Annotated in this window: 18 protein-coding genes and 7 pseudogenes; 8 read left to right on the forward strand and 17 right to left on the reverse strand. The window is 68.0% G+C overall.

The annotated features are described in order from the left end of the window. The first annotated feature begins 143 nt into the window (after window positions 1–143). On the forward strand, window positions 144–1151 hold the full coding sequence (locus tag ACFY7C_RS21125) for a histidine kinase dimerization/phospho-acceptor domain-containing protein (RefSeq protein ID WP_389652601.1): 1008 nt from the start codon (window positions 144–146) through the stop codon (window positions 1149–1151). Window positions 1152–1436: 285 nt separating this feature from the next. Here ACFY7C_RS21125 and ACFY7C_RS21130 read toward each other — a convergent pair. Further along, a pseudogene (locus tag ACFY7C_RS21130) lies at window positions 1437–1880 on the reverse strand (class I SAM-dependent methyltransferase); the annotation flags it as partial. Window positions 1881–3118: 1238 nt separating this feature from the next. Here ACFY7C_RS21130 and ACFY7C_RS21135 point away from each other — a divergent pair. Beyond that, entirely contained in the window at window positions 3119–4456 is a 1338-nt protein-coding gene (locus tag ACFY7C_RS21135; RefSeq protein ID WP_389652604.1) for a hypothetical protein, read from the forward strand. Between the two features lie 23 nt (window positions 4457–4479). On the opposite strand, the gene ACFY7C_RS21140 is transcribed toward ACFY7C_RS21135, so the two are convergent. The 3 genes from ACFY7C_RS21140 to ACFY7C_RS21150 all read right to left on the reverse strand — a co-directional run bounded on the left by ACFY7C_RS21140 (window position 4480) and on the right by ACFY7C_RS21150 (window position 6412). Further along, window positions 4480–4602: a hypothetical protein gene (locus ACFY7C_RS21140; protein WP_389652606.1), complete on the reverse strand. Its 123-nt coding sequence runs from the start codon at window positions 4600–4602 to the stop codon at window positions 4480–4482. Between the two features lie 63 nt (window positions 4603–4665). After that, the gene (locus ACFY7C_RS21145) at window positions 4666–5172 is read right to left on the reverse strand and encodes a ferredoxin (RefSeq protein WP_389652609.1); all 507 of its coding nucleotides are present in this window, start codon (window positions 5170–5172) and stop codon (window positions 4666–4668) included. Window positions 5173–5218: 46 nt separating this feature from the next. Continuing rightward, window positions 5219–6412 (reverse strand): cytochrome P450, encoded by a 1194-nt coding sequence (locus ACFY7C_RS21150; protein ID WP_389652611.1) that lies wholly within the window; start codon window positions 6410–6412, stop codon window positions 5219–5221. A 112-nt stretch (window positions 6413–6524) separates the two neighbouring features. On the opposite strand from ACFY7C_RS21150, the gene ACFY7C_RS21155 reads away from it, so the two are divergent. The 3 genes and pseudogenes from ACFY7C_RS21155 to ACFY7C_RS21165 all read left to right on the forward strand — a co-directional run. After that, window positions 6525–6815 (forward strand): helix-turn-helix domain-containing protein, encoded by a 291-nt coding sequence (locus ACFY7C_RS21155; RefSeq protein ID WP_389652614.1) that lies wholly within the window; start codon window positions 6525–6527, stop codon window positions 6813–6815. Between the two features lie 20 nt (window positions 6816–6835). Continuing rightward, window positions 6836–7225: a MarR family transcriptional regulator gene (locus ACFY7C_RS21160; protein ID WP_389652616.1), complete on the forward strand. Its 390-nt coding sequence runs from the start codon at window positions 6836–6838 to the stop codon at window positions 7223–7225. A 127-nt stretch (window positions 7226–7352) separates the two neighbouring features. Further along, a pseudogene (locus ACFY7C_RS21165) lies at window positions 7353–8279 on the forward strand (amino acid permease); the annotation flags it as partial. A 155-nt stretch (window positions 8280–8434) separates the two neighbouring features. Here ACFY7C_RS21165 and ACFY7C_RS21170 read toward each other — a convergent pair. Both ACFY7C_RS21170 and ACFY7C_RS21175 read right to left on the reverse strand, forming a co-directional pair. Next, on the reverse strand, window positions 8435–8866 hold the full coding sequence (locus tag ACFY7C_RS21170) for a VOC family protein (RefSeq protein WP_389652619.1): 432 nt from the start codon (window positions 8864–8866) through the stop codon (window positions 8435–8437). Between the two features lie 266 nt (window positions 8867–9132). Beyond that, the gene (locus ACFY7C_RS21175; RefSeq protein WP_389652622.1) at window positions 9133–9327 is read right to left on the reverse strand and encodes a hypothetical protein; all 195 of its coding nucleotides are present in this window, start codon (window positions 9325–9327) and stop codon (window positions 9133–9135) included. Window positions 9328–10179: 852 nt separating this feature from the next. Between ACFY7C_RS21175 and ACFY7C_RS21180 the strand changes: the two genes are divergently transcribed. Continuing rightward, window positions 10180–10854: a hypothetical protein gene (locus ACFY7C_RS21180; RefSeq protein WP_389652625.1), complete on the forward strand. Its 675-nt coding sequence runs from the start codon at window positions 10180–10182 to the stop codon at window positions 10852–10854. Window positions 10855–12012: 1158 nt separating this feature from the next. On the opposite strand, the gene ACFY7C_RS21185 is transcribed toward ACFY7C_RS21180, so the two are convergent. Together ACFY7C_RS21185 and ACFY7C_RS21190 are read right to left on the reverse strand one after the other, a co-directional pair. Then, window positions 12013–12798, reverse strand: coding sequence for a hypothetical protein (locus tag ACFY7C_RS21185; RefSeq protein ID WP_389652628.1), 786 nt, complete (start codon window positions 12796–12798; stop codon window positions 12013–12015). Between the two features lie 394 nt (window positions 12799–13192). Next, window positions 13193–13429, reverse strand: a complete 237-nt coding sequence (locus ACFY7C_RS21190) for a DUF11 domain-containing protein (protein WP_389652631.1) — start codon at window positions 13427–13429, stop codon at window positions 13193–13195. 283 nt (window positions 13430–13712) lie between these two features. Here ACFY7C_RS21190 and ACFY7C_RS21195 point away from each other — a divergent pair. After that, window positions 13713–13891: pseudogene (locus ACFY7C_RS21195) on the forward strand (IS5/IS1182 family transposase); the annotation flags it as partial. A gap of 162 nt (window positions 13892–14053) precedes the next feature. Here the strand turns inward: ACFY7C_RS21195 and ACFY7C_RS21200 are convergent. Together ACFY7C_RS21200 and ACFY7C_RS21205 are read right to left on the reverse strand one after the other, a co-directional pair. Further along, window positions 14054–14212, reverse strand: a pseudogene (locus tag ACFY7C_RS21200) (IS5/IS1182 family transposase); the annotation flags it as partial. Between the two features lie 475 nt (window positions 14213–14687). Next, a pseudogene (locus ACFY7C_RS21205) lies at window positions 14688–14959 on the reverse strand (transposase); the annotation flags it as partial. A 245-nt stretch (window positions 14960–15204) separates the two neighbouring features. Here ACFY7C_RS21205 and ACFY7C_RS21210 point away from each other — a divergent pair. Beyond that, the gene (locus tag ACFY7C_RS21210; RefSeq protein WP_389652634.1) at window positions 15205–15678 is read left to right on the forward strand and encodes a hypothetical protein; all 474 of its coding nucleotides are present in this window, start codon (window positions 15205–15207) and stop codon (window positions 15676–15678) included. Window positions 15679–16029: 351 nt separating this feature from the next. Here the strand turns inward: ACFY7C_RS21210 and ACFY7C_RS21215 are convergent, their stop codons facing one another. The 7 genes and pseudogenes from ACFY7C_RS21215 to ACFY7C_RS21245 all read right to left on the reverse strand — a co-directional run. Then, window positions 16030–16467, reverse strand: coding sequence for a hypothetical protein (locus tag ACFY7C_RS21215; RefSeq protein ID WP_389652637.1), 438 nt, complete (start codon window positions 16465–16467; stop codon window positions 16030–16032). A gap of 70 nt (window positions 16468–16537) precedes the next feature. Then, window positions 16538–17287: pseudogene (locus tag ACFY7C_RS21220) on the reverse strand (transposase). A gap of 423 nt (window positions 17288–17710) precedes the next feature. Further along, the gene (locus ACFY7C_RS21225) at window positions 17711–19123 is read right to left on the reverse strand and encodes a hypothetical protein (RefSeq protein WP_389652639.1); all 1413 of its coding nucleotides are present in this window, start codon (window positions 19121–19123) and stop codon (window positions 17711–17713) included. Window positions 19124–19220: 97 nt separating this feature from the next. Then, window positions 19221–19514 (reverse strand): hypothetical protein, encoded by a 294-nt coding sequence (locus tag ACFY7C_RS21230; protein ID WP_389652642.1) that lies wholly within the window; start codon window positions 19512–19514, stop codon window positions 19221–19223. 169 nt (window positions 19515–19683) lie between these two features. Continuing rightward, window positions 19684–20322, reverse strand: a pseudogene (locus ACFY7C_RS21235) (thiamine pyrophosphate-binding protein); the annotation flags it as partial. A 350-nt stretch (window positions 20323–20672) separates the two neighbouring features. Next, on the reverse strand, window positions 20673–21266 hold the full coding sequence (locus tag ACFY7C_RS21240) for a hypothetical protein (protein WP_389652645.1): 594 nt from the start codon (window positions 21264–21266) through the stop codon (window positions 20673–20675). 35 nt (window positions 21267–21301) lie between these two features. After that, window positions 21302–22783 (reverse strand): RHS repeat-associated core domain-containing protein (locus ACFY7C_RS21245; protein WP_389652648.1); only part of this gene is annotated, 1482 nt, incomplete at its 5' end.

Genomic DNA, 22783 nt, shown 5'->3' on the forward strand with positions numbered 1-22783 from the left:
TACGGTCCCTGCAGCCGCTTCTGACCGAGGTGCGGCCGGGATGGTTCAGCGTAGCCAGCTGATCGCTTCAGGATGCGGCGACCGAACGCGCTCTCCTTCACCGCTACGCCCGACGAGAGGCGGAGTGCTTCGCGAGGAGCGGGATGAAGTCCGTCATCGACACCGCCCCGAGCGGCCGCCCCACCGTCCGCCACCTCGGCCGCTCGGACGCGCCCGCTCCGGCGCCCCTGTGCGACCGGGTCCTGCAACGGACCATCACCAAGACCGAGCGCACAGCCCTCGACGAGCTCGACGCACTCGTGGCCCGTTGCCTCGGCGGTACGGGCATCTCCGGCATCCGGGTCGGCATCGACTTCTCCTGGTCCAGGACGACGGACGGCGCGTGGACGGCCAACAGCGACGACGACATCACGTCCTGCGTCGCACAGAGCCGCCGCGAACACCTCAAGAGCCACGTCGCCCCGCCGGCCAACCTGACCCTGGGACCTGCCGGTCCGGCCGGCCGCACCGCCTTCGGCGTCTCGCCCCGGAGCACGACCGAGATCGTCGCTCTGGCGGCCCTCGTGTTCGTCCTCTCCGTGGGTGCCGCCGTCCTCGTGGCGGCTCGGGTCGTCCGACCCCTGCGCCACCTGACCCACGCGGCCCACCACATGAGGGACGCCGGTGACACCACACCTGTTCCCGTACGGAGCAAGGACGAGATCGGACGACTCACCGCCGCCTTCAACGAACTCGCCGAACACCGAGCGCGGCTGGAGAGTGAACGCAAGGCCATGATCAGCGACATCGCCCACGAACTACGGACCCCGCTCAGCAACATCCGTGGCTGGCTGGAGGCTGCCCAGGACGGCGTCGCGACGGTGGACGCCGAGTACATCGACTCCCTCCACAACGAAGCCGTCCTGCTCCAGCACGTCATCGACGACCTCCGCGACCTCGCCGCCCTCGACGACGGCCGACTGGTCCTGCACCCCGAGCCGACCCCCGTACGCCTCCTCCTGGAACACGTCGCGGCAGGTCATCAGGCCCGCGCGGAAGCCGACCGGGTCGCGATCGTCGTCGACGCGGACGACGACCTGTGGCTCGACGCGGACCCGGTGCGGCTGCGCCAGGCCGTCGGCAACCTGGTTTCCATGTCGTACGACCACTGAGGACCGGCGGAGCGTGACGCACAGCAAGCCGGTGCCGTCCACGGTCATGGGCCGGGGCGGTGGTCGACGCGGCAGGGTCTGGGTGACGCGCCACAGGCGTCGGGGCAGCTCGCCTTCCTCGAAGGCGTGGACCTCGTCGAGGGTCCAGCCGTCGGCGAGCGTGTCGACCAGGTGGCGGGGGAAGAAGTGCACGGCGAAGCCTCCGTGCTCGTAGATGTCGTCGCCGTGCGCCGTGCCCTGGCCGTAATGCGCGTCGCCGGTGTGCCGGACGGTGTAGACGAAGGAGCCTCCCGGCCGCAGTACGCGGCGGACCTCCTCGACCACCGCCTGGATTTCCTCGGTGGACAAGGCCATGCACAGCAGCATGTGCGCGAAGACGCCGCCGACCGATGCGTCCGCGAGGGGCAGGGGGGTGCGCACGTCGTGCTCCATGGTGCTCACCCGGTCCGCGACGTTCTGATCGCGGGCGGCTTGCCTGAGCTGCTCCAAGCCGGTGGCGGAGAAGTCGGTGGCCTGGACGGAAAACCCTTCCCGGGCGAGGAACAGGGTGTCGCGGCCATGGCCGGCGCCGAGTTCCAGCACGTTGCGGCTCCCGGACGCCCGGAAGACAGTGGCGGCGTGGCGTGCGGGTGCGCTGGGCTCCTGCCCGTACATGCCGGGGTGGGAGCCGTAGGTCTGCTGCCAATGTGCGCGCTGGGCTTCGGCCAGCTCCCGCTCGGGGCCGTTCATGCCTGCCTGCTCCTCTCACTCCCGGCCGGTGCCGGGTTGTCCGCCGGCCAGCCTAGGTCCGAGGCCGGGCGACTTGCTGGGTGCCTCCCGGGGCCGCTTCCCGCAGCCCCGTCCCCGCGCCCCTGTGGCGCCCTGCAGGCCGTTCTTCCCGCCTGGGTGATGGGTGTCATGTGTTTGCGCGTTGGGTGTGCGTCGTTGGTCTTCACTGGGGCCGGGCTGGGCTGGTACCGGTGTCAGGGGTGGCGTTGTGCTGGTGAAAGGGGGTGTCGTTCGTTCACCAGGTGAGGCGGACGATGCCTGCGTGGCGTCCTGCAGGCCGTCGCCAACAGCTGCGGTCGCCGGGTCGTTGCCTACGGTAGGCGCTGCATCGTCTGCGACCAGCCGGACGAGACGAGCCGGGCGAGTGCCCCGGCCACGCCGGTCCATGCGGACGTCCCGTCCAGACCGCTGGACTGTGCTGGCGTCGCAAGGTGGTCTTCGGGCACGCCGGCTTCCTGGCCTACGCCCTCCGCGCTCCGGCAGGCGCGCGCCAGCCACGAGCCGCTTCCCGAGCTGACCGAAGTCCTCGGCAGGGTGGGTCGTCCCCTGCCCGACCACGACGTCACGGGCCTGCTGCGGGAGCTGGTGCTCACTGTCCCCGCTTCTGTCGGCGGTCTGTTCCGTCGGGTCCGCGCGGCGCGCGGGTGAGCCGGCGGGGCTGCTGCGCTGCGACATCGCCGCGTCTGCACGGATGCCGTGGTTCCGGGTACGTCGACCTGGACGAGCTCCGCATCCTGGACGCGAGAGTCTTCATGGGCCCGGTCCTCGACATGGGCCTGCTCCTGGCCAGCGCGGTCCTCGACCTCGCCGCGGCGGAGGCCGCGGCCGGCGTCCCGCTCGCCGAGCGGACGCGGGCCCGCGGATCGCCGCCTAGGACGAGCACTGCACGACCGGGTGCTGGCCGCTCACCTTGCCGCCCAGCCACCGGACGAGGCCACCGCGGGCGCGGGGGAGTGGTGGGACCGGGCGATCGACCAGACGAATCCCGGCGAGAAGGGGTGGTGGAACGAGTACGTGCGGTTCTTCGACAGCGCGGGTAACCGACAGGTTCCACCGCTCCCGGATCGCCGGCACCCGGCCCCCCTGACCTCCGGCACCCGCAGGATCCCTCCCGGCCACGAGCAGGTGACGCCTCGCGGGCGAAGTCCGCCACGGTGCGACCGGCTCGGCCTCGAGGGTGCCGAGCTAGGGTTCGCGACATGACAAGATCATGGAAGCGTCTGTTCACCGGAATCGCGGCGACCCTCACCCTGGCCGCAGGCTCCACCGTGTCCGCCGCACCCGCACACGCAGCGACACCCTTCGCGGAGATCGACCCGGCGACGGCACAGCAGTTCACCTTGGATCCGGTGTCGTCCTTCGACGGGCAGCCCAAGAACTCCTTCGACGTCTACGGCGAGGCGATCAAGGCCGTCGAGGCCGGCGGCGCGATCACCAGGAAGGACTCCAACGCGCTGCTCGCATCCGGCGGCTGGTCCACCGGAACACCTGGCCTGTGCCACGACACAGGCCTGTCCGCGAGCCTGTCCCCCAGCGGATTCTGCTGGAAGAAGGGCGACGACCTCTCCAGCTCGTACAACTCGGAGGGTGGCTGGACCCCTCAGGGCGTCACCGGCTCCTACGACGCCCAGCCAGGCGGACTCGTGGACGGGCACACCGCCTTCCTCGCTTCCTGGCACTTCAGCCGGGACATGCACACCTCCACGCCGAAGCCGAACGAATTCGCCCGCCTGAGCCTGGTCAACGCCGACAACGGCAAGATCACCTACGACAACCTGCTTCTGGTGGAGCCCACCGGCTCCGTCGCAGACGGAAACGGCAACTTCCGTGCGGTCAAGGGCATCCACGCCGACGGTGTCGTGTGGTACGGGAACAAGGTGTTCGTGGCCAGCGGGCGCTGGCTGCAGGTCTACGACCTCCAGCACATCTGGCAGGTGGCCGACACCGGACGGGAAGCCGTCGGCATCACCGACGGCGTGTCCTCGGCGCGCTGGAGCGCGTACGCCCTGCCCATGATCGGCAAGTACCGGACGACCGGCGCCGACACCGAGGCCTGCGTCGTACGCACCGGCGCGACGCCCTGTCTGAACTCCCTCAGCCTCGACCGTACGGGCCAGGACGGTCTGGTCTCCGCCGAATACGTACGGGGCGGGGCGGGCGGGCGCGTCATCCGCTGGCCGCTCAACTACCTCACCGCTCTCCCCAGCACCACCGACCCTTCGGGACGCGGTGTCAGCCACGCCACGCGCGGATTCACCTCACCGGTGTGGGACATGCAGGGCGCCACCACCAACGGCACGACCTGGTACATGAGCGGCACCTGCCCGACAGGAGTGGGCGGCGGCTCCGGCGACCCGGTCGCCTCGTACTCCTGCATCCACCGTGCCCTGCCCAACAACGCGCCGAACGTTTACACCACGTCCCCGGTCTACACCCAGAACCTGGGCTATGCCCCGCAAACGAAACGGATCTGGGGCCTCAACGAACGCATCAACACGACCACCGGCAGCAGGGTGGTCTTCTCGATCACAGGCTGAAGCCCATGACGGACCAGCCCGACTCAACCGGCGCCGGCACGATGCCTGCCTGTTGAGCCGCCTTCCTCTGTCAGCCGCTCGGCGTGGTGTTCGCCCTTGCCGACGTCCAGGCCGAGGAAGACGTCGACGACGCCGGTGTCGATCACGTGCAGGCCCCTCCATCACGCATTCGTCCGGCCTTGGCACGGCGCCGAGGTGCCTCATCCACTTCACGGAGAGCTCTTCCGGCTCGGGTGAAGCCGGTGCTCAAGCCCCTCATCGGCGGGCCGTCGATGCCTCCGGACCCGGTGACACCACCCATGGCCGACCAAGACCGGAGGCCCCATGGCGGAGCCAGGAAGTAGGTATCGGGGGGACTTCCCCGACGACGGTGTGAACTCAGCCCCTCCCCTTGGGTCTCGATAGGTTTCCCGAGCCTTGCCAGCATCGTGCCGGCGTGCTTCGGAACCGGCCTGGTTGCCGCTGGGCGGGCGGGGGCCCTCGCTGACGCGCGGCGCGCGCCGCGCGGCCGGCGGCTCGGGGGCCGGCTGCGGTCGCCCTGGTGGCTTGGAGCCGTCGGGTTCCGGCTCGTGGACGGCGAGGGCTGCGGAGGGGCACAGGCCGACGGCCATCCGCGCGGCCGGGCGGTGGGTGGCGGGCGGCTCGGCGTGCAGCAGGAGCACGAGGCCGTCGTCCGGGTCCTGGTCGAACACCTCGGGCGCGGTCATCGCGCACATGCCGGCGCCGATGCAGCGTTCCTGTCGGCGGTCAGCAGGGGCGCGCTCACTTCGCGTCCCAGGTGACCGGGAGGCTTTTGACGCCGAAGATGTCCGCCGTCTCGGGGCGCAGGGCGACCTCGGCGGTCGGCACGGCCAGGCGCAGGGTGGGGAAGCGGTCGATCAACGCGCGGAACGCGACCCGCATCTCGACGCGGGCCAGCTGCTGCCCGAGGCACTGGTGGATGCCGTGGCTGAAGGCCAGGTGCCCAGCGGTCTGTCGGCGGATGTCGAGCTTGTGGGGGTCGGTGAAGCGCTCGGGGTCGCGATTGGCGGTGTTGTACGACAGGACGACGGTCGTGCCGGCCTTGATGGTCTGGCCGCCCAGCTCGACGTCTTCCAGGGCCGTCCGATGGAACGTCTTGGCGACGCTCAGATACCGCAGCAGTTCCTCCACGGCCCCGTCGGTGAGGGCGGGATCGGCGCGCAGCTCGGCGAGTTGCTCCGGATGCTGGAGGAGAGCGAAGGTGCCGAGGGACAGCATGTTCGCGGTGGTGTCGAACCCGGCCGCCAGGAGGATGAGGCTGATCCCCGTCAGCTCCTCGTCGGTCAGATCGCTGTCGGTGAGTTCGCTGAGAATGTCGTCGGTGGGCTTGGCGCGTTTGGCGGCCACGAGCTGTGCGAGGTATTCCTGGGTCGCGGTGTAGGCCGCGATCAGTTCCTCGTCGCTGACCTCCCCGCCCATGAAGGCGTCGATCTGCTCCTGGAAGGACGCCCGGTCCTCGTAGGGCACGCCCAGGATTTCGCAGATCACGATGGTGGGGATGGGCTTGGCGAACGAGGTCACCAGGTCCGTCGGCGGCCCCGTCTTCTCCATGGCGTCCAGGCAGTCGGCGGTGATCTGCTCGATCCGCTCGGTGAGCATCCGCATCCGCCGCACGGTGAACTTGCCGACGAGGGGCTTTCGGTAGCGGCTGTGCTCCGGGTCGTCCATGAGGAGGAACTCGCCTGGCGGCGCCGGCGGAAGCGCGAAGTCGACGACGTTCATGAGGTCCTTGCGCGAGCTGAACCGCGGGTCTGCCAGCACCGAGCGCACCATGTCGTATCCGGTGATCAGCCAGCCGGGTTTTCCGCCGGGGTGGGTGTAGCGGCTGATGGGACCGTGCCGACGCGCTTCGAGCAGCTCGGCCGACGGGTCGAAGGGGCAGCCGCTGCGGCGCTCCGTCGGCAGCGTCGTGACGGTGTGGACGGACTCGCTCATGGCATTCCTCATCTCGCGATATGACGTGTTCAGCGATGCTCGAAAGCTACGTTGCATTCAGAATGTCGTCAATCTCTGAAAGTCGTAAAGGCAGGTAGAGGGCGCCAAATTGATGCAATGGCATGCGGCCGAATGCAATGGGGCGTTGCAATGGCAGGAACGCCAGCGGATCGCGACGGGACTCGCCGACGGCTTCTCCTACGCCGAGATCGCCCGCCGGCTCGAGCGTCCGACCTCGACCATCAGCCGGGAGGTGTCACGCAACGGCGGCCCCGGCCGATACCGGCCCCAACAGGCACACCAGGCGACGGTTGAGCGGGCACGGCGCGGCGCCCCAGCACACCCCGCGAGGACCGGCCGTCGCGCAGCACCACGGAGGAGGAGATCATCGAGCTGGCGGTGAGGTCGGGGATGCCGAGGACGATGGCGCGTGTCCACGTCGACCTGTTGCTGTCCGAGGACGGCAGGCGTACCGCTGCCGAACTGGTCCGCAGGCTGAAGGTCAGTCCTGCCTCCGTCTCCGTGGCCGTCAGCTCCCTGGTCCAGCACGGATACGTCCGGCGCGAGCGCGATCCGCAGCGGCGGCGTGACATCTACATCGTCGACGACGAAGCCTGGTACCACTCGATCACCATCAGCGCGCGGCAGACACTCGAATCGGCGCAGGCCGCGCTGGCGGCGGCCGAGACGCTCGGCACCGACTCAACGGTGGGGCAACGGCTTCTCCGGGCAGGCACCTTCCTGGAGCGGGTCGTCGAGGACATGAAGGAATCCGCCGACCGCTGGCGCACCCTCCTGACACGAAGGCGGTGATCGCCCTCCCTTGCTCCCGCCGGTGCGTGCTCGGTGCGGATCGGGCTCTTCAACCGACCTGCGCCTTCGCCACCGACCGGCGTCAGGAATGCGTGAAGAGAAGGCACTCGGGCGCAAAGAACCTGCTATGAACGGCAAAGCCGTCCCGGTCAGGCTCACGCTGAGCGGACACGAGTCCGAAGGAGTTCGCCCGCATGACCAGCCCGACCACGGAAAGGACGCCGTACCCGGTGCCGAGGAGCCCCCGGATACCGGAGCCCGTCACAAGCTGACGGCCCTGACCGGTCTCGCCGCGCCGTCGCTGGACGCGATGGCGTCGGTGGCGTACGGGCCCGAGGCCATCGTCCCGGTGCTCGCCGCGGCCGGCGCTCACGGGCTCGGCTTCACCCTTCCGGTCACTCTGGCCGTCGAGGGACTGCCGGCCGTGCTGGTCGCCTCGTACCGACAGGTGACCTCCGCCTTTTCCCGGCCCGTACGGCGACCGACTGTGGATCTGCCTGGCAGTCCTCGTGCTCATCACATCCGTGAACCTGCGGGGGATCCTCGACTCGGCCCGAGCCTTCATCGTCCCCACCGCCGTCTTCGTCGGCACGATCCTGGTGCTGATAGTCGTCGGTCTGCTCCGTGACGCCCCTGTCTCCTCGGCCGCGTCCGCCGGCCGCGCCTCGGTGCTCGCCGGCAAAGCCACCACCGTGGGTGCTCTGCTACTCCTGAAGGCGTTCGCCTCCGGCTGTTCGGCGCTCACCGGTGTGGAGGCGATCACGAACGCCGTGCCGTCCTTCCGGAATCCGGCCGCCCGGCGGGCGATGCGGGCGGAGGCGGCGCTCGGTGCCCTGCTCGGCGTGATGTTGATCGGCCTGTCGGTTCTGATCTCCCGCTTCGGGCTCCAGCCAGTGGAGGGAGTGACCGTTCTCGCTCAGCTGGGGGACGCGTCGCTGGGGCACAATTGGGCCTTTTACGTCGTGCAGTTCGCAACCATGGTCCTCCTCGCGTTGTCGGCGAAGGCGTCCTTCGGTGGCCTGCCCTCCTCCTGAAGCTCTTGGCGCGCGACAACACAACCTCGTCTCACAGGGATGACTCCCACCGCATGCGGAACCTGAGAGGTCCGCGGGAGACCGGTCTTGGGGAATATCGGGGCAGCCGATATCTGCTGCCCCGATATTCCCCAAGACCGGAGACGGCTTCCCACCTCGCAGTCTCGGAGGAGGATCAGGCGAGGCAGAACTCGTTGCCCTCGATGTCCTGCATCGTGATGCACGACTCGTTGACGCCATCGGCGCGCTGCGTCAGCACGTGTTTCGCGCCGAGCGCCATCAGCCGTGCGCACTCTGCCTCGAGTGTGGCCAGGCGCTCTTCACCCACGAGCCCTGTGCCGACCCGCACATCGAGATGCACCCGGTTCTTGACGACCTTGCCTTCGGGAACTCGCTGGAAGAGCAAGCGCGGGGCCACACCCGAGGGATCAGTGCACGCGAAGTAGATCTCATCCTCGGGCGGCAGCGAGCGGTGGTACTCCTCCCACGTGGCGAAGCCCTCCGGGACCGTCGGCACGACGTACCCCAGCACCTCGCACCAGAAGGCGGCGAGGCGCGCGGGCTCCGCGCAGTCGAAGGTCACTTGGAACTGTTTGATCGTTGACATCGGCGCACGATAACAGGGCCTTGCTCATCTCCCCAGGTCGGGAGGTCCGCACGTTGTCGGGGGGAGGCGTCCGCTACCCGCTGTTGGGTCGTGCGGTCGCAGGGGTGCACCGAGGCCAATGCCTCCTCACTCAAGGGAAGGAGCCCAGACGCGTTTGCTCGGGCAGCAGGTGCGAAGCCCTCGCTGCCTTCGCCGACCGGTGAGTGCCTGCAGTGCGGAATCGGATTGTGCTCCTGCTGACAGCAGCGGCAACGCTGTGCCCCCTGTCATGCGCTGGCTGTCTGGGCCTCCTCGTCCAGCGAGGCGTCGAGCACGCACACGTGGGCGGTGATCCCGTGGGTGGCCAGCGTTGCCACATGGTGGTGGCAGTGTTCACGGAGCTGCTCGAGCGTGTGGCGGGCGGACTTGGTACGACGGCGGTCGCCGTCGAGCCAGGCGTTGCCACCAAAGTGGACAGCCACATACACGCCTGATGACTCCAGCGGGCCTTTGGTAGCGCCGGCCGAGCTGGTCCCGGATGGCGGTGACGACCTCGTCGTGCCAGCTGCACCTCACCTCGCCAGGTACCGACAGCCACTGGTCGCCGGTGGCGCGAGTCTCCACCAAGAGATCAGGAATGTCACCCGGCGTGTCGCCCAGGCGCGAATTGATCTCGACCTCACGCAGCACGGCAGCCCGCTCCTGCAGCCTGAGTTGCCTCTGTCGGGCGAGCCAGGTCGACACCTCCGTCTCCTCCGCCGGCACGTATCCGACCCATTTGTTGTTCCCGCGCTGGCGGTGCCACAGCTGGGCGCGCAGGGCGCGGTCGGTTCGCGGGTTTTTCCGATGTCTTGCAGGACTTCGGCTGTGACCCTGGCGAGCTGTTCTCGGGAGGTGATGATCCGGTGCGACGGCGTGGTGAGCACCTCGGACACCTCTGCCACGGACGGTGGTCGCCATTCCTGGTCGCGCAAGTGTTTTGCATGTGTACGGCTTCGGTCCGCAGCACACACTCCCGGTCTGGTCAGCGAGTTCCACCAGGATCGCGGCGTGCTCGCTTGAGGGCTGGGCGGTTAGCGGACGGAGAATCTGAGAGGAGAACTCCTCGGTGGGATCCATGCGCAACCCGTGCGTCCGGTAGCGCGGGTCGATGCGGCCCGGCCATGTGCGCGTCGAGGTCCGGGATGACGAAAAGCCCTTGTACGCCCTTCGATTGCGCCTCGTCGCGGCTGGTTTTGCCGGGACACGGAAGCCGGAGCCTCCTGTCCGCTGCCGTTCCACCTCGTTGTATGCCGTTTTGGGCCTGATGAATGATGGGGCGCAGGAGGTGGGCGATGACAGCACATGCATGGGTGACGGCGCGCAATGCGCGAGGTGCCGGCCGGCGGTCGCTGGGCCGAGTACGGCTCATGGGCGCGCTGCTGATCCTGCTGTCCCTGATACCGGCGGCAGCCTCCTACGCGGTGTTCAGGCGGTGGCTGCCCTCCGATCAGAACCGCTACCAGGACTACCGGGCGGCCGAGCCGTGCTCTGCCCCCGCTATCGAGAAGGAGCAGACTGACTGCCTGAGTACCTGGCGCCTCACTGTGGAGAAGACGGTGAACAAGACTGGCGGGAAGGCCTCCTCCTACGAGGCGACTCTGACGGACCAGGACTCCTGGCGGGGCAATGTGTCCTTCGGCGACCCTGGGCCGCTCCTGGAGCGGCTCAAGTCCGGCGACCAGGTCACGGCCACCATCTGGCGGCGCGACATCGTGGTGCTCAGCCAGGACGGGGTACGGCAGAACACCTCCGAGGCGCCCCGTGACGAGGTCCAGATGAACGCCGCTCTCGGCATGATCGCCGCGCTCGTCGCGGCACAACTGGTCGTCTTCGGCGCGGTACGCCTGGTCAGGCCACGTGATCATGAGCCCTTCACCTGGAAGCCGTACGGCCGGCGGCTGATCATCATCAGCGCTGCGGTCTGCTTCGCGGTGGGCCTGTCGGCGGTGTGGATCGGCATCCCGTAGTGGAGCGTGCCCGCCGTCTCAGTGGCCATCGTGGTGTGCACGGCCGTCGTCATGCATCACCGCTTGCGTCGCACGACAACCTCGCCGTAGGTACGGCCGAGCGGTCGCCAGTACGGTCTCGGACATCGGAACAGTTGGCGCCACGGAAGTTCCGGTGAAGTCCCGGCACAGGAGCCTCACTCCGCCCACAGGTACAGCTGTTTGCGCTGGGGCGCGGTCAGGGCCGACCACGCTCCGGAGGCATTCTGAGGGGCTTGGTAGATGGCCCGCGCGAGAGAGTGGTCCCTTTCGGAGGCGGTCAGCGGGCCATCGAGTTGTTCCGACGTCATGGGGCATTCAGCCAGGCGGCCGCCGGATGCCACCACGGTGTCCCGGCGGGCGGGCGCGTCGGCGGCTCGTTCAAGGGACGCGGGCGCGTTTCGTTGAAGGAGGGTGTGGGCCAGTTCGGCGGTGGGCGCAGGCAGCGTCGTAGTGGCAATCTCGAGAAGGCCGGTGAGCGCGTTCGCCAGGTAGCCCCTTCGCTCAGGCATACAGGGCTCGGGAGCTGAGCTCCAGGTTCTTGATGTGCCGCTGATGGAAGGCGACGTCGAGGGCGTCCTGGAGCATCGTGCGGGTCGGGAAGTCGAGGGTGGCGTTCTCGTCGTGCGCGGCAGCCCGCTCCAGCGCCTGGGGTCTCAGCTTCTAGCTCGGACGACTTGCCCATCCCCGCCTCACCCGGCGGTACCGGGGCACGGCACGCCGCGAAGTCCTTCAGCTGTCGGACATGCTGGTTGAGGAACCTCGTCTATTCATCACACGGATCCGGTAGCACGCCACTGAACAGCTTGTCCTCGATCTCTGCAGGCCCCCACCAGCGGTTCCAGATAACACGGTCACTGGCGACAAAGCCCACCGAGCCCCCTTGATTCCGATCAACCTCGGTCCTGGTATACAACTGTGCCGTGCCGAGGATGATCACCGCCCCGGCGAGCGCAAGGACGGTCTGGCCCAGTGAACCCGATCGACGGTTGCCACGGCCACTCGGACCCGGCGAGCATACGACGCTCAGGCCGCGAAACAACGAAACCTTCTCGCACACCGCTCGCAGGCGGTGAACCCGTGGACGGCCGCCGCTGCCTTCGGCTTACGAGGGCTTTACGGACTGCTCTTCGGCCGGCCCTACCTGGGGGGAACCCGCCCCGTGAGTCTTTCCCAGTCCCGGGAAGCCTCTGCCAGCCGGGCCTCCGCAGCCTCGCCCCGGGGGTCGGAGCCGTTGCGCTGACGAAGCTTCTGCAGACGCTCCCGGGCGGCGTCCAGTTCGCTCGAGTCAGCCTGGGCCTCCTCCCACTTGCGCTTCGCATCCTTCAGCTGACGCGGCAGGCGAGCACGGAAGATGTTCTCCTGCGCGACCGTGTTCTCGATAGTCACGGCGAAGTCACGCACCCGGTCCTCATCGAAAAGCTCCTCATCACTTTCGGACGGGGACGGAAGGTGCGGGTACTTGGCCCGATACACGTGCCCGTCAGCATCAGTGCAGTAGACGGAGTGGTTCCTCTGCCCGGGCTCGAAGCGGACCTTCATGCCAGCCAAGGAGATGGCGCGCGTCCTCGAGGGGGACTGCACAACGAGAACATGCTGGAACAGAACCAGCTCCCCGAGTGCCTCGACCCGCTCTCCGCGGCCAGGGCTACTCAGCGACGCGATGCGCTGATCCAGCCGGCGCAAGCGTTCCTCCCGCGCCTTCTCAGCCGCGTCGGCATCCTTGCGTGCCTTCGACTCGGTCTGGTCCTTCGAGCGTTCCCAGGCACGGACTGCACCGCGAGCATCCGACAACGTCTTCCGGGCATCGGCATGCCTCGGACTGAAGGCGTGCTCCCACCTTCCCGGGTAGCGGTACCACTGCCACGCCACGCCGGCCAGCACGCCGGCGCAAATGATCAACCCAAGACCCATGACGCGCTGCATCCCCCTTCTGCGCACTGGGTCTGTCTTACCGGACCCGCGGCTGTTACGGCAGAGTTCTGGCAAAGCGTCAGCAACCCCACACGGGTGGGATGGACTGCGCACCACGACCGCGAGATTGACGGGTAGGAAGCCCCAGAGAAAGAAGCGGGCGAGAGTTCGATAACGGAATGGGTGTGGCGTCTGGACGCCCTGATCAGGGGGATGCACGTCCGCGTGGATCTACCGGTCGAGCAACTGTCCCTTGGTGGTCACGCGGGCGTATCCCACGAGTCCGCCGGTCCGTACGGCCGGAACCGGGGCGAGGAGATCGGCGGTGTCAGCCCCTGCCCCCGGGCTACGTGACCGGGCTGCCGGTGGCGGTCACCTTTCTGACCACGATCTGGGTGGTGCCCGCTCACCGCTCCGTAAGACGCCCACGCGGCACGTTACGGTGTCCGTGGATCCCCGTGATGGAGTGGGTGCAGCTCCCCTGTGACAGGGTCGCGCTGACGAACCTCGCCCCGGGCGGGAGGGTGTCGTTGATCACGACGTTCTCGGCGAGACGCGGCCCGTTGTTGCGCACGCTGACCGCGTAGGTCAGATTGCTCCCGCTCCTTACGGTGTCTGGGCTGGCGCTGACGTCGACGGCCACATCGGCCAGCGGCTGAGCGACGATGGCCAGGCTGTGGAGCTCGCCGGCGGCGATGGCGCCAACGTCGTCCAGGAACCGGCTGCAGGGTGCGCTCCCTCCGGCGCGTAGACCTGGACGAGCACGCTGCTGGCGGTGGTGGTGCCGTTGCCCAGCTGGCCAGTGTCGTTGCGCCCCCAGCTGCGGGCGGTGCAGTCGGTCAATGCCGCCAGGCTGTGCCCCAAGCCGGGGGCGTCGGCGGTCACGCCGGTGAGGCCGCTGACCTGGACGGGCACGTTGCCTTGGCGCCGACAAGGCCTATTCATCGCGCGCGGCAGCCGTCGCTATCTGCGGCGGCGCCAGATCAAGCGCACGATCCCGGAGCCCAAGGACCACCGGGCCGACCGCCTGCGGCGAGGCAGCAAGGGCGGCCGTCCGACCGGGTTCGACCGGGAGATCTACCGGCGCCGCAACGAGGTGGAGCGAATGTGCAGCCTCTTGTGGGTCGTCCTCGCGGTGCTGTACCTGCTCTGCCTGCTGTCCCTCCGGTGGTGGCGCGCCGCTAGACGCCCTGGCTGCCCGACGCTGGCGGGAGGGGGTTTCGCCCAGCGGACCCTCAGGTCAGAGTGCTCGGCCTCGGCTGGCCCGGGCCTTGTCCTCCAGTGGAAGGCTCCACGGCCGGCCCCTGCGGGCTGCGTCCGCACCTGCGCGACGTAGCACCGTCATCAGCTTCCCGAAAGCACGCGGGCTCAGCCCGGAGAACGGGGCTATCCAGGAAGGCTCCGACGCCGTGATCACCACAGGCAATGCGTGATCATTCCACTGCTTCAGGTACCCCCCTGCTCGAAGGCGAGGCGACAGCGTTCCACCTGATCGGCCACCTGCTCCCTGTACCAACGCATGACCTCGTAGGGGACGACGCGCTCGTCAGGGCTCCAGAAGCGGACGGTCGGTTGCAGATCCGGGTCCTCGTCCGGGACATGTGTCACCAAGAAGGCAGCGCCAGGCAAGTGGGTCACCGCGGCATCGGTGTTGGAACGAGGAGTCCTGGGAGGACGACGAGCCCGGTGCGGCAGGCTGCCTGTGCGGGAGCGACGAGTTCGAGGCCGCGGTCGCGTTCTCGCTCGGCGACGACGAGTCGGTTCGCTGGGTGACCGTGGGCCTACGATGCGCCAAGGACGGATTCTGCGGGGTGTATGCCGACTGGAAGATCGACTACGGCCCCACGGATCACCTCCTGACCATGGTCTAGGTCTGGGCGGCGGCCCGGACGGGCTGAGGTTCGTAGAAGGCTTCCGTCGCGGAGCATCGCGAAGAGGACGCAGGCCCGGCGTCGGGCGAGGCAGAGCAGGGCCTGGGTGTGGTGCTTGCCCTGGCTGGTCTTCTTGTCGTAGTAGGCCCGAGAGGCCGGGTCGCCCAGGGCCGCGAACGCGGAGAGGAAGGAAGCCCGTCTGAGCTGCTTGTTGCCTTTCCGGGAGGGTTGTTCGCGCGGATGGACGATCCTGAGCTGCGGGTCGCCGGGGCGAGACCTGCGTAGGCGGCGAGGTGGCCGGCGATTGTGGAGTCACGAAGACGGTAACGGGGGGCCAGCCCGAAGAGAAGGCGGGCGCCGGGGCGGCTGTGCCTGCGGTCACCGTCCTCAGCAGCGTGGTGGCTCCGATCCGCCAGGCGGCCAAGGTTCGGATCCCGCTGACGCCAACGGCTGCGTGCACGACTACTGGTGGTGCGCTGTCCGACCTGAGTGGTGCTGCTCGCCGACGCCTGGCGGCTGTCAGTAGCCCCTGGGAAGATGCCCGGTCATGGGAGCGAGAGATGACAGTGACGAGGCGTACGTCGTCGGCCTGTGCAATCAAGTCCTGGGCGAATCAGCGCTGACACAGCACAAGTTCGACTGGCTGCTGGGTGATCCCGCAGCGAACGGGCGGAGGGCCAAGCTGCCAGTCGATGCCTACTGGCCCGGCCACCAGCTCGTCGTCGAGTACCGGGAACTCCAGCATGACCAACCAATGGCTCATTTCGACAAGCCGCACCGGATGACTGTGAGCGGAGTCCACCGGGGCGAGCAACGAGCACTGTATGACGCCCGGCGTGACGAAGAGATCCCCGCACACGGACTACGGCTGCTCGTCGTCCGACCCGCCGACCTTGACGCGGACAAGCGCGGTCGTTTGCGCCGCAATGCGGAGGCCGACATTGCGGCGCTGCGAAGGATCCTCACCCCCGACTACGACGTGGACCGTTCTGGGCGGGCCGAACCTCCCGTGGAAAAGTAGGCCGGCTTTGACTTCCCGAGCGTTCGCCGTTCCGCATCCGAGTGGCTATCTCGCAGGCCAGTGCGGGTTCGGCATGCCGTCATCGCTCATGTGCGCCCGCCGCCAGATCCCGTTCCAGTTGAATGGGGTCTCCGGTACGAACCGGTGCCGCTTGCCGCACGGACATGGCGCCAGCACCCACGCGCACCCACGGCACAGCTCGACCCAGCCATGCCCGGTCGAGCTCATCACTCCCGGTCCCTCGTCCCCGCAAGCCGGGCAGCCGGGCAGATCGGCGCCGTCCAGAAGCGCGTTCTGTCGCCGTACGTACTCGCTTAGGGCGTGTTTCAAAAGCCCGCTTCGAGTGAACTGTCAGTCGGTCGCGAGGATGTCGGAGAGACTCACAGCGGGGCGGCCAAGGATGTCTGTCAACGTGCGCTGCTGGCGCTCGGTCAAGGAGGCAACGAAGATCACTGCGTCAGCGTCGGCCTGGTCACAGGTCCGAGATACCTCACGGACTTTCCCGTAGCTCAGCAGAGTCCGCGAGGAGAAGGGCAGACCCATCTTCTGGACCCCTCCGTCCGAGACGCCTCGCCGTTGCACAATCTGCGCGACGACCCGTGCGCCGCGCGCTCCCAGCTCTGTGGCTGCCGACGCCATGAGCGTTTCGAAGTCCTTTTGCTTCGCAGAGAAGTAGCCGACCAGGACTACATCAGCGCCCACGGCCGTGAGCCTGAACGACCGGCGCTGGGCCGGCTCCGACGGCACGCGGCGAGCCAGGCGTCGGTCGCGCCTTCGAGGCTGATGCATGCGCCTCAGGCTAAATCCGTGGCTGCCTGCAGCGATACCGGGTTTCACTGATCGAGCCTGACGAGCAAGGTCAGAGCCATTCGTTGATAACGGCGATCGTGACGGTGGCCTCGTAGCGGACGGTGAGCTTGTCATATCTCGCGGCCACGGCACGGTGGCGCTTGAGGCGGTTGATCCGCACTCCACCGCGTGGCGCTCGCGGTAGTCGGACGTGTCGAACTTCGGCGGACGGCCACCGCGGGTGCCCAGTTTCTTGCGGTTGCGGATCTGGTCGGACTTCTCTGGGATCGTGCAACGGATCCCACGTTTGCTCAGGTACTCGCGGTTGGCTCGAGACCCGTGGGCTCTGTCGGCCCGCACCCGGTCCGGTCGGCAGCGCGGCCTGCCGACGCCTGTGCGGGGCACTCTGATGCGCTCCAGGACGGCCTGGAACCGGGGGCTGTCATGCCGCTGACCGGCGGTGACCAGGAAGGGCACCGGCTTCTGTCTGTGCTCGACCGCGAGGTGCTCGCGCGACCGTCGAGTCGACGCTCACATCCCAGGTGATCAGGCCTTTCGCGTCGGCCTCGACCTGCAGCTGGGTGAGAATCCGACTCCATGTGCCGTTGCGCTGCCAGCGCCGAAAAAGTCCGTAAACGGTCTCCCACTCGCCGTAGCGGGCAGGGACGTCGCGCCAGGGCGCACCGGTCCGCGTCCGCCACCGTATGCCGTTGATCAGCTGCCGCTTCGACCACACCGGAGGCCGCCCAGGCTTCTTGCCCACCGGCAACAACGGCTCCAGCTTGGCCCATTGCTGGCCCGTCAGATCTCCACGTCCCACGAGTGGATCATGACAGACCTTGATCCACTTCTGAAACAGACCCTAGTCGCAGCGGCGGATGGCGAAACGGGTCTTCGAACCATGCACGCGCCGGGCTCTCCCACCAGCTCCGCAGCCACCACAGCCGAGGGTTCGGTACAGCCCGCCGCCCTGCCTGCTTCTCCGCCCGACGCTGCACGGCGTACTCCGCTGCCCGCACGAGCCACAGCACCCGTGCCTCGTGCAGTTCCTCCACCGCCCGCGCCAGCGCGTCCGGGTCCGCCTCCAGCCGTCGGGGGATCGCTGCGCTGAGCGTGAGGTGGTGATATGTCGCCCGCAGGCCGTAAGGAGCGAAAACGGTGAGACATGTGCGCAGCGCGCTGTGCCGCCGGTGGAGGGGGAGCTGGGCGTCGTGCACACGCGCTCGGAGGGTCGGGAAGCTCGTCATTCTGTGAGCTCTAGGTCCAGTGCCCGGGCCAAGGCGGCCGTGACGGCGGCTGCGTGTGTCGGCAGGTGTTGTTCGGCCCAGGTTCCGGCAAGGCTGTGGAAGTCCCGCAAGTCCGCCTCGGCACCGGCGACCAACGCGCGCACTTGGTCCACCGGAAGTTCGATCACCGATCTTCCGTCCTTCGCGTCGGCTTCGAGAGTCAGCCGGACGTTGTCGCCGACACGTTCGGCCGCCGAGGACGGGTCGTGGCCGAAGTAGAGGCAGCCGGCGCCGTCTAGCACCTGACGCCAGTCCCGCCAAGTCTCCAGACCGTTGCAGCAGCCCGGCTCGACGAAGACGATGTCGGTGGCTATGTCAGTCACCCGGAACCCGCCGGCGGCGAACAGGTCGGGCATGGTCAGCAGCCCGTGCAGGAATGCGCCGAGCGGGTCGGTCGGGCACGGCCCGTGCTCCTCCTCCGGCTCGAAGTTGTTGCAGTCGGCGATCCGCATAACCGCCGTGCCGACCTCCGTCGGAGTCAGCTCCCCGTCCAGTACGAGGTAGCCGTACGACTCGCACTCACCAACCGGCCAGAGCGCGAAGTCGTCTGCGGCAACGATCTCCAGAACGGGTTGCATCACCATCACACAGGGATGATGCCGGACCTGATGCCCCACCGCCACGGGCTTTCGCTGCGGCATCCGGCTCGGCGGGCAGCCCGCTACCTGGGCAGTTTCGCGGTTTGTTCCGGGTAGGGGATGCCGCCGTAGCGCATGGCGGTCTGTTCGGTGATGCCGAAGAGCCTCATGAGCTTGAGCGGGTCGGCGGTGACGAACGCTTCGTTGAGGATCCGATCCTGGTGCAACCAGGTAGAGGGTGTGCCGACGCAGCCCGCGGCGCAGTTCGAGGGTTCCGCGGGCAAGGCTCAGGCCGGCTGTGAGCGCGGTGCGGAGTCGGAAAGGGGGAGGCGACCGAGGGACGTCGATGTTCAGCCTTCTACGCCACGAGACTGAGGACCAGCTGGAGGGACGGCGGGCCGGCTCGTCAGGGCGGACTTCACGTCCCTGACGTCGGTGTGTCCCGGGGGGAGTGTTGAGCAGGTCGATGCGCACCTGCTTGCGCAGGTTCTTCAAGGAGGTGACGCGACACCTTTGTCGAGCCGCTGACCGGCGCTGGCCCAGTCCTCCAGCTCGCTGTTGAAGATGAATGCCGTGCTCAGTGGTGATCGGTTCGTACTTGTAGCGCCCCAGCCCCTTGCGGATGATCGGGTACCCGCCCTCCTTGTTCTCGATCACATCGGCCGACCGCTTCAGGGCGCTGACCTTGCTGACGCCCGCGACCGGCTCGGTGCTGGTACCGAAGTACACGAGGAACCGGTCCCTCTTGTACGGGTCGGAGCGGTTGGTGTTGAAGCTGAACGGCTTGGGCACCTTGCCTCCTCCTAGGACCGGGACTGGCCGGCCAGCTGGGCCAGCTTGAGGATCACGAACTCGGCGGGTTTGACAGGCGCGTAGGCGACGACGATGTTCACCACGCCGTTCGCCTGGTCGACCGGGGTCGTGGTGGAGGCGTCGCAGCTGACCCGGAACCCTCGCTGGGCGTCTTGCCCTGGAAGGCTCCCTGGTTGAAGAGGCCGAGCATGAAATCCTCGATAGTGGTGCGGATCGCCAGCCAGATCGGCTCGTCGTTCGGCTCGAAGGTCACCCAGGTGAGGGAGGACGCGAGCGACTGCTCCAGAAACAGCGACCTCCGCCGCACCGGCACGTAGCGGTGGTGCTGGAAGGCGGGATTGGCGGTCACCAGCGTCCGCGCCGCGAACACGACGGTGCCGATGCCGGGAAACTGCGCAGGCAGTTGGCGCCGAGGGGGTTGAGCGTGCCATGGCGGGCGTCGCTGATCCGGCCGGTGGAGACCACTCCCGTGGCACCGGCGATGACCGTCTCCAGTCCGGCGGGCGCTTTCCGGCGGCGGTTCAGGCCTCGTTCGACCGGAGCAGGTCGCCGGTGGCCTCCGCCGTGGGGAGCAGGCCGAAGCCGTAGGTGTCGATGCCGAGGCGGTCGTGCGCGAAGAGGGCGAGTACGGTCTCCACGGCGAGGAAGGCGACGTTCCCGACCGCCGGGCGGAGCGCGAGCCCGAGCAGCAACCGGTCCCGGAAGACGTACGAGGCGCCGGCCCGCGCCTGCCGCAGGAGCGACTCGCGAACCTCCGGCACGGGCCGGGGCACGGCAGGAAGCGACCGTACGAGCAGTGCCGAGAGCATGAACGACAGCGCGTCGGCGAGCAGCGGAACCGCCCGTCCGAGCGCGAGCAGCGCCTCGGCGGACATCATGGCCCGCACCTGCTGCCCGGCGGTGACGACAATGGGGGTGCGGTTGGCGCGGGCGTTGAGGACGGCTCCCATGGCGTCGCCGGTCCCGGGCACGGTGTGCAGGTTGACGAGCGCGGGGCTCCGGGAGGGCGAGCGCGAACCCGTCGGCCAGACCGACGACGACGGCCTCCTGCAGCCCGATCGGAAGTCCTTGGGGAACTCCTTGAGCATGGGCAGCTCGGTCGACCCGGGATTCCCCAAGACCGTGGTGATCCCGCGTTCCCGCAGCACATCAAGGACCGACTCACGAACCGTACGCATGGGGATCCTCCGCAGCCGATCGGCAACTTTCGGTGATTAACCCCCCGCATGCGGTGGATCTGCACAAGGGCATCCGGCTGTCGAATACGCCGTGCTACGCGCGACATCAGCGCTGGGAGGAGCGTGGGCCGCGAGCACGGCCTGCCGCCCATTCAGCGCTGCAAGATTCCCCCAGAGGGGTGGCGCGATACACAATCGCCGATACCCACGACAATCAACGCCGACCGCTTTGCACCGGCCACGCGCCGGCGGATGCACCCGGTTCACGGCAAGACGAAGGCGGCGCGCCGCGCCTCGAAGAAGCGCGACACGCCGCCGATCCCTGCGTGCCCCGGGGTCAGGAGCGCTGCTTAGGCGAATTCGTTCCCGTGGAACGGATTCACTTCACCGGTCCAGGGGTCCACGCCGCTTTCATAAAGACGCCGCTCTTCCCGGTGATGCAGGAATTTCACCCCCGCCTTACCCCAGACGGCCAGATCGCCGATGGGGCAGACATCGAACTCGGCGCGGATGATCTTCAAGAGGAATTCCACCATGCCGCATTCGAACACGCACCACCCGTCGTCCGAGTTGTAGACGGCGATGGGCCAGTCGTCCGGATCATCACCCGCCGAAATCCACGAAAGCGTATCGGCGGCCACAGTGTCACCCCAGATCAGGACGTCTTCCAGGCGGTGCCCGCCCAGGCCCTCAGCCGCGTGCGACATTCGCTCGAGCCGCGCCGGATCGAGCTTGGTGACAGCGAGGTACGGCCGTACCGGGCCTTCCACCATGGGCAATCTCACTGAGATCGTCTCCTGGATGGTTCCCGATCCATAGCGCGCCACGAAGTCCATGTAATCACGCGGGAATCGGGTGCCGTACAGCGTCTCAACATCACCCCATTCGACGACATCGCCTGCATCACGCCCGGGCGGCATGACCGACACCAACTGCTCGCTCAACTCACTCATCTCTTCCCCAGTTCGCCAATCAGCCACTAGTCGCCCGGTCCGAACGGAACGGGACCCCGAACTCGTGGATCAGTGACTCTACCGATGTTCCTCCACTTACCGTCGTTCAGGCTGTACATCTCGTTCTGAATGGTCACGTCAAACGTCACGCCCGGGCTGCCGTCAGGCTTGTAGCCGGTGGCCTGCATCCGGTACGAGGTCGGGACGGTGCGAGGCCCCTCGTAGTGGGGCGTGACGCGGTAGTGCACCACTTGGCCTTGTTCGTTGACGGCCTTCGCCACCATGTCCTCATAGGTAGCCATGTGGACGGGCTTACCAGGGTCGCCGGGGGCGTTGGCATCTGCGTTGGCTGCGCGCGAGCACGTGGACAGGTTCCGAAGATCCGTTCCGCTGCCGCCCAGGCTCTTCGCCTGAAGGTGACACGCGTTGCGCCACATGTGAGTGGCCTCGTGATTGCCGAGGAACTTGGCATACCGATAGGCCCACTTGTAGCCGGGCGGCCTCACACTGGGGTCCGTCTTCGTGCCCGGATTTTCCTCGATCCACTTCTTGGTGAGGCAGGCCTCGACTCCCGTGGCACGCGAGCCGTTGGCGGTGTCCACATCACCGTATTCGCGCCAGCCCTCGCTGCCCGCCTTGCAGTCTCGAGGCTCGTCGTCCTGGCCCGTGCCCGGGCCCGGGTCCGCGCCAGGCGCGTCGTGGGTGTCCGGGGCCTGGTCCGGGCTGAAGACCTCGCTGGCGCCGCCTGCCAGCATCGCGAGGAGGTTGGCGCCGCTGACGACCATGTCGACGCCCTTGGTGGCCGTCCAGATGGCCGTGCTGGGGTTCCAGTCCGGCTTGGGGATGTGCTTCGGAGCCGGCGGCGGGTTCTTGCCGTTGTAGGGGTTCTGCGGGACCTTCGGCTTCGGGGGTGCGGTCGGGCGCTTCGGGCGGGTCAGCGTGGAGGTGCCGCCACGGTTTCGCCCGCCTCCGGAGTAGTTGTTGTTGCCGCGGGGTGAAGTCGGCGACGACGTGGAGCCACCGCCGCCCTTGCACTTGGCCTGCCACGGCATGAGCATGCAGTCGTTCCGCGGCTTGTACGGGGTCACGTCCGGGTTCAGTTGCCTGCGCACGTCGGCACATCGCTGTCGCTCCATCGCGGAGCCGTTGCAACCGTGCCCGCTGCCGTGTGCGCCGCCGCTGTCGTGGCCGGAGATCCATGTTTCCCAGCCGACACAGAACGGGCTCAAGGTGATCTTGCCGGCGAAGCCGAAGATGCCCAGCTTCGACCTCGAGAAGCTCGGGTTGAAGCAGTCCAGGACGCTGTGGCCCGACGGGTCGATCCCGTTCATCGGGCTCGCGTTGCCGTACGTGTAGCGGTTGGCCTGGACCGAGGGGTTCGGGTCCAGCTGCCAGGTGTCGCGGCTGGTGAAGCCGCCGGTGCCCGGCTGGTACCAGCGCGCCGCCATGTTGACTTCGCCCGTGGACGAGTCCGTCCAGCCGGACTGGTAGCCGACCGACGGGGTGGC

It is taken from the genome of Streptomyces sp. NPDC012769 (genome assembly GCF_042901205.1).
GTDB lineage: Bacteria > Actinomycetota > Actinomycetes > Streptomycetales > Streptomycetaceae > Streptomyces.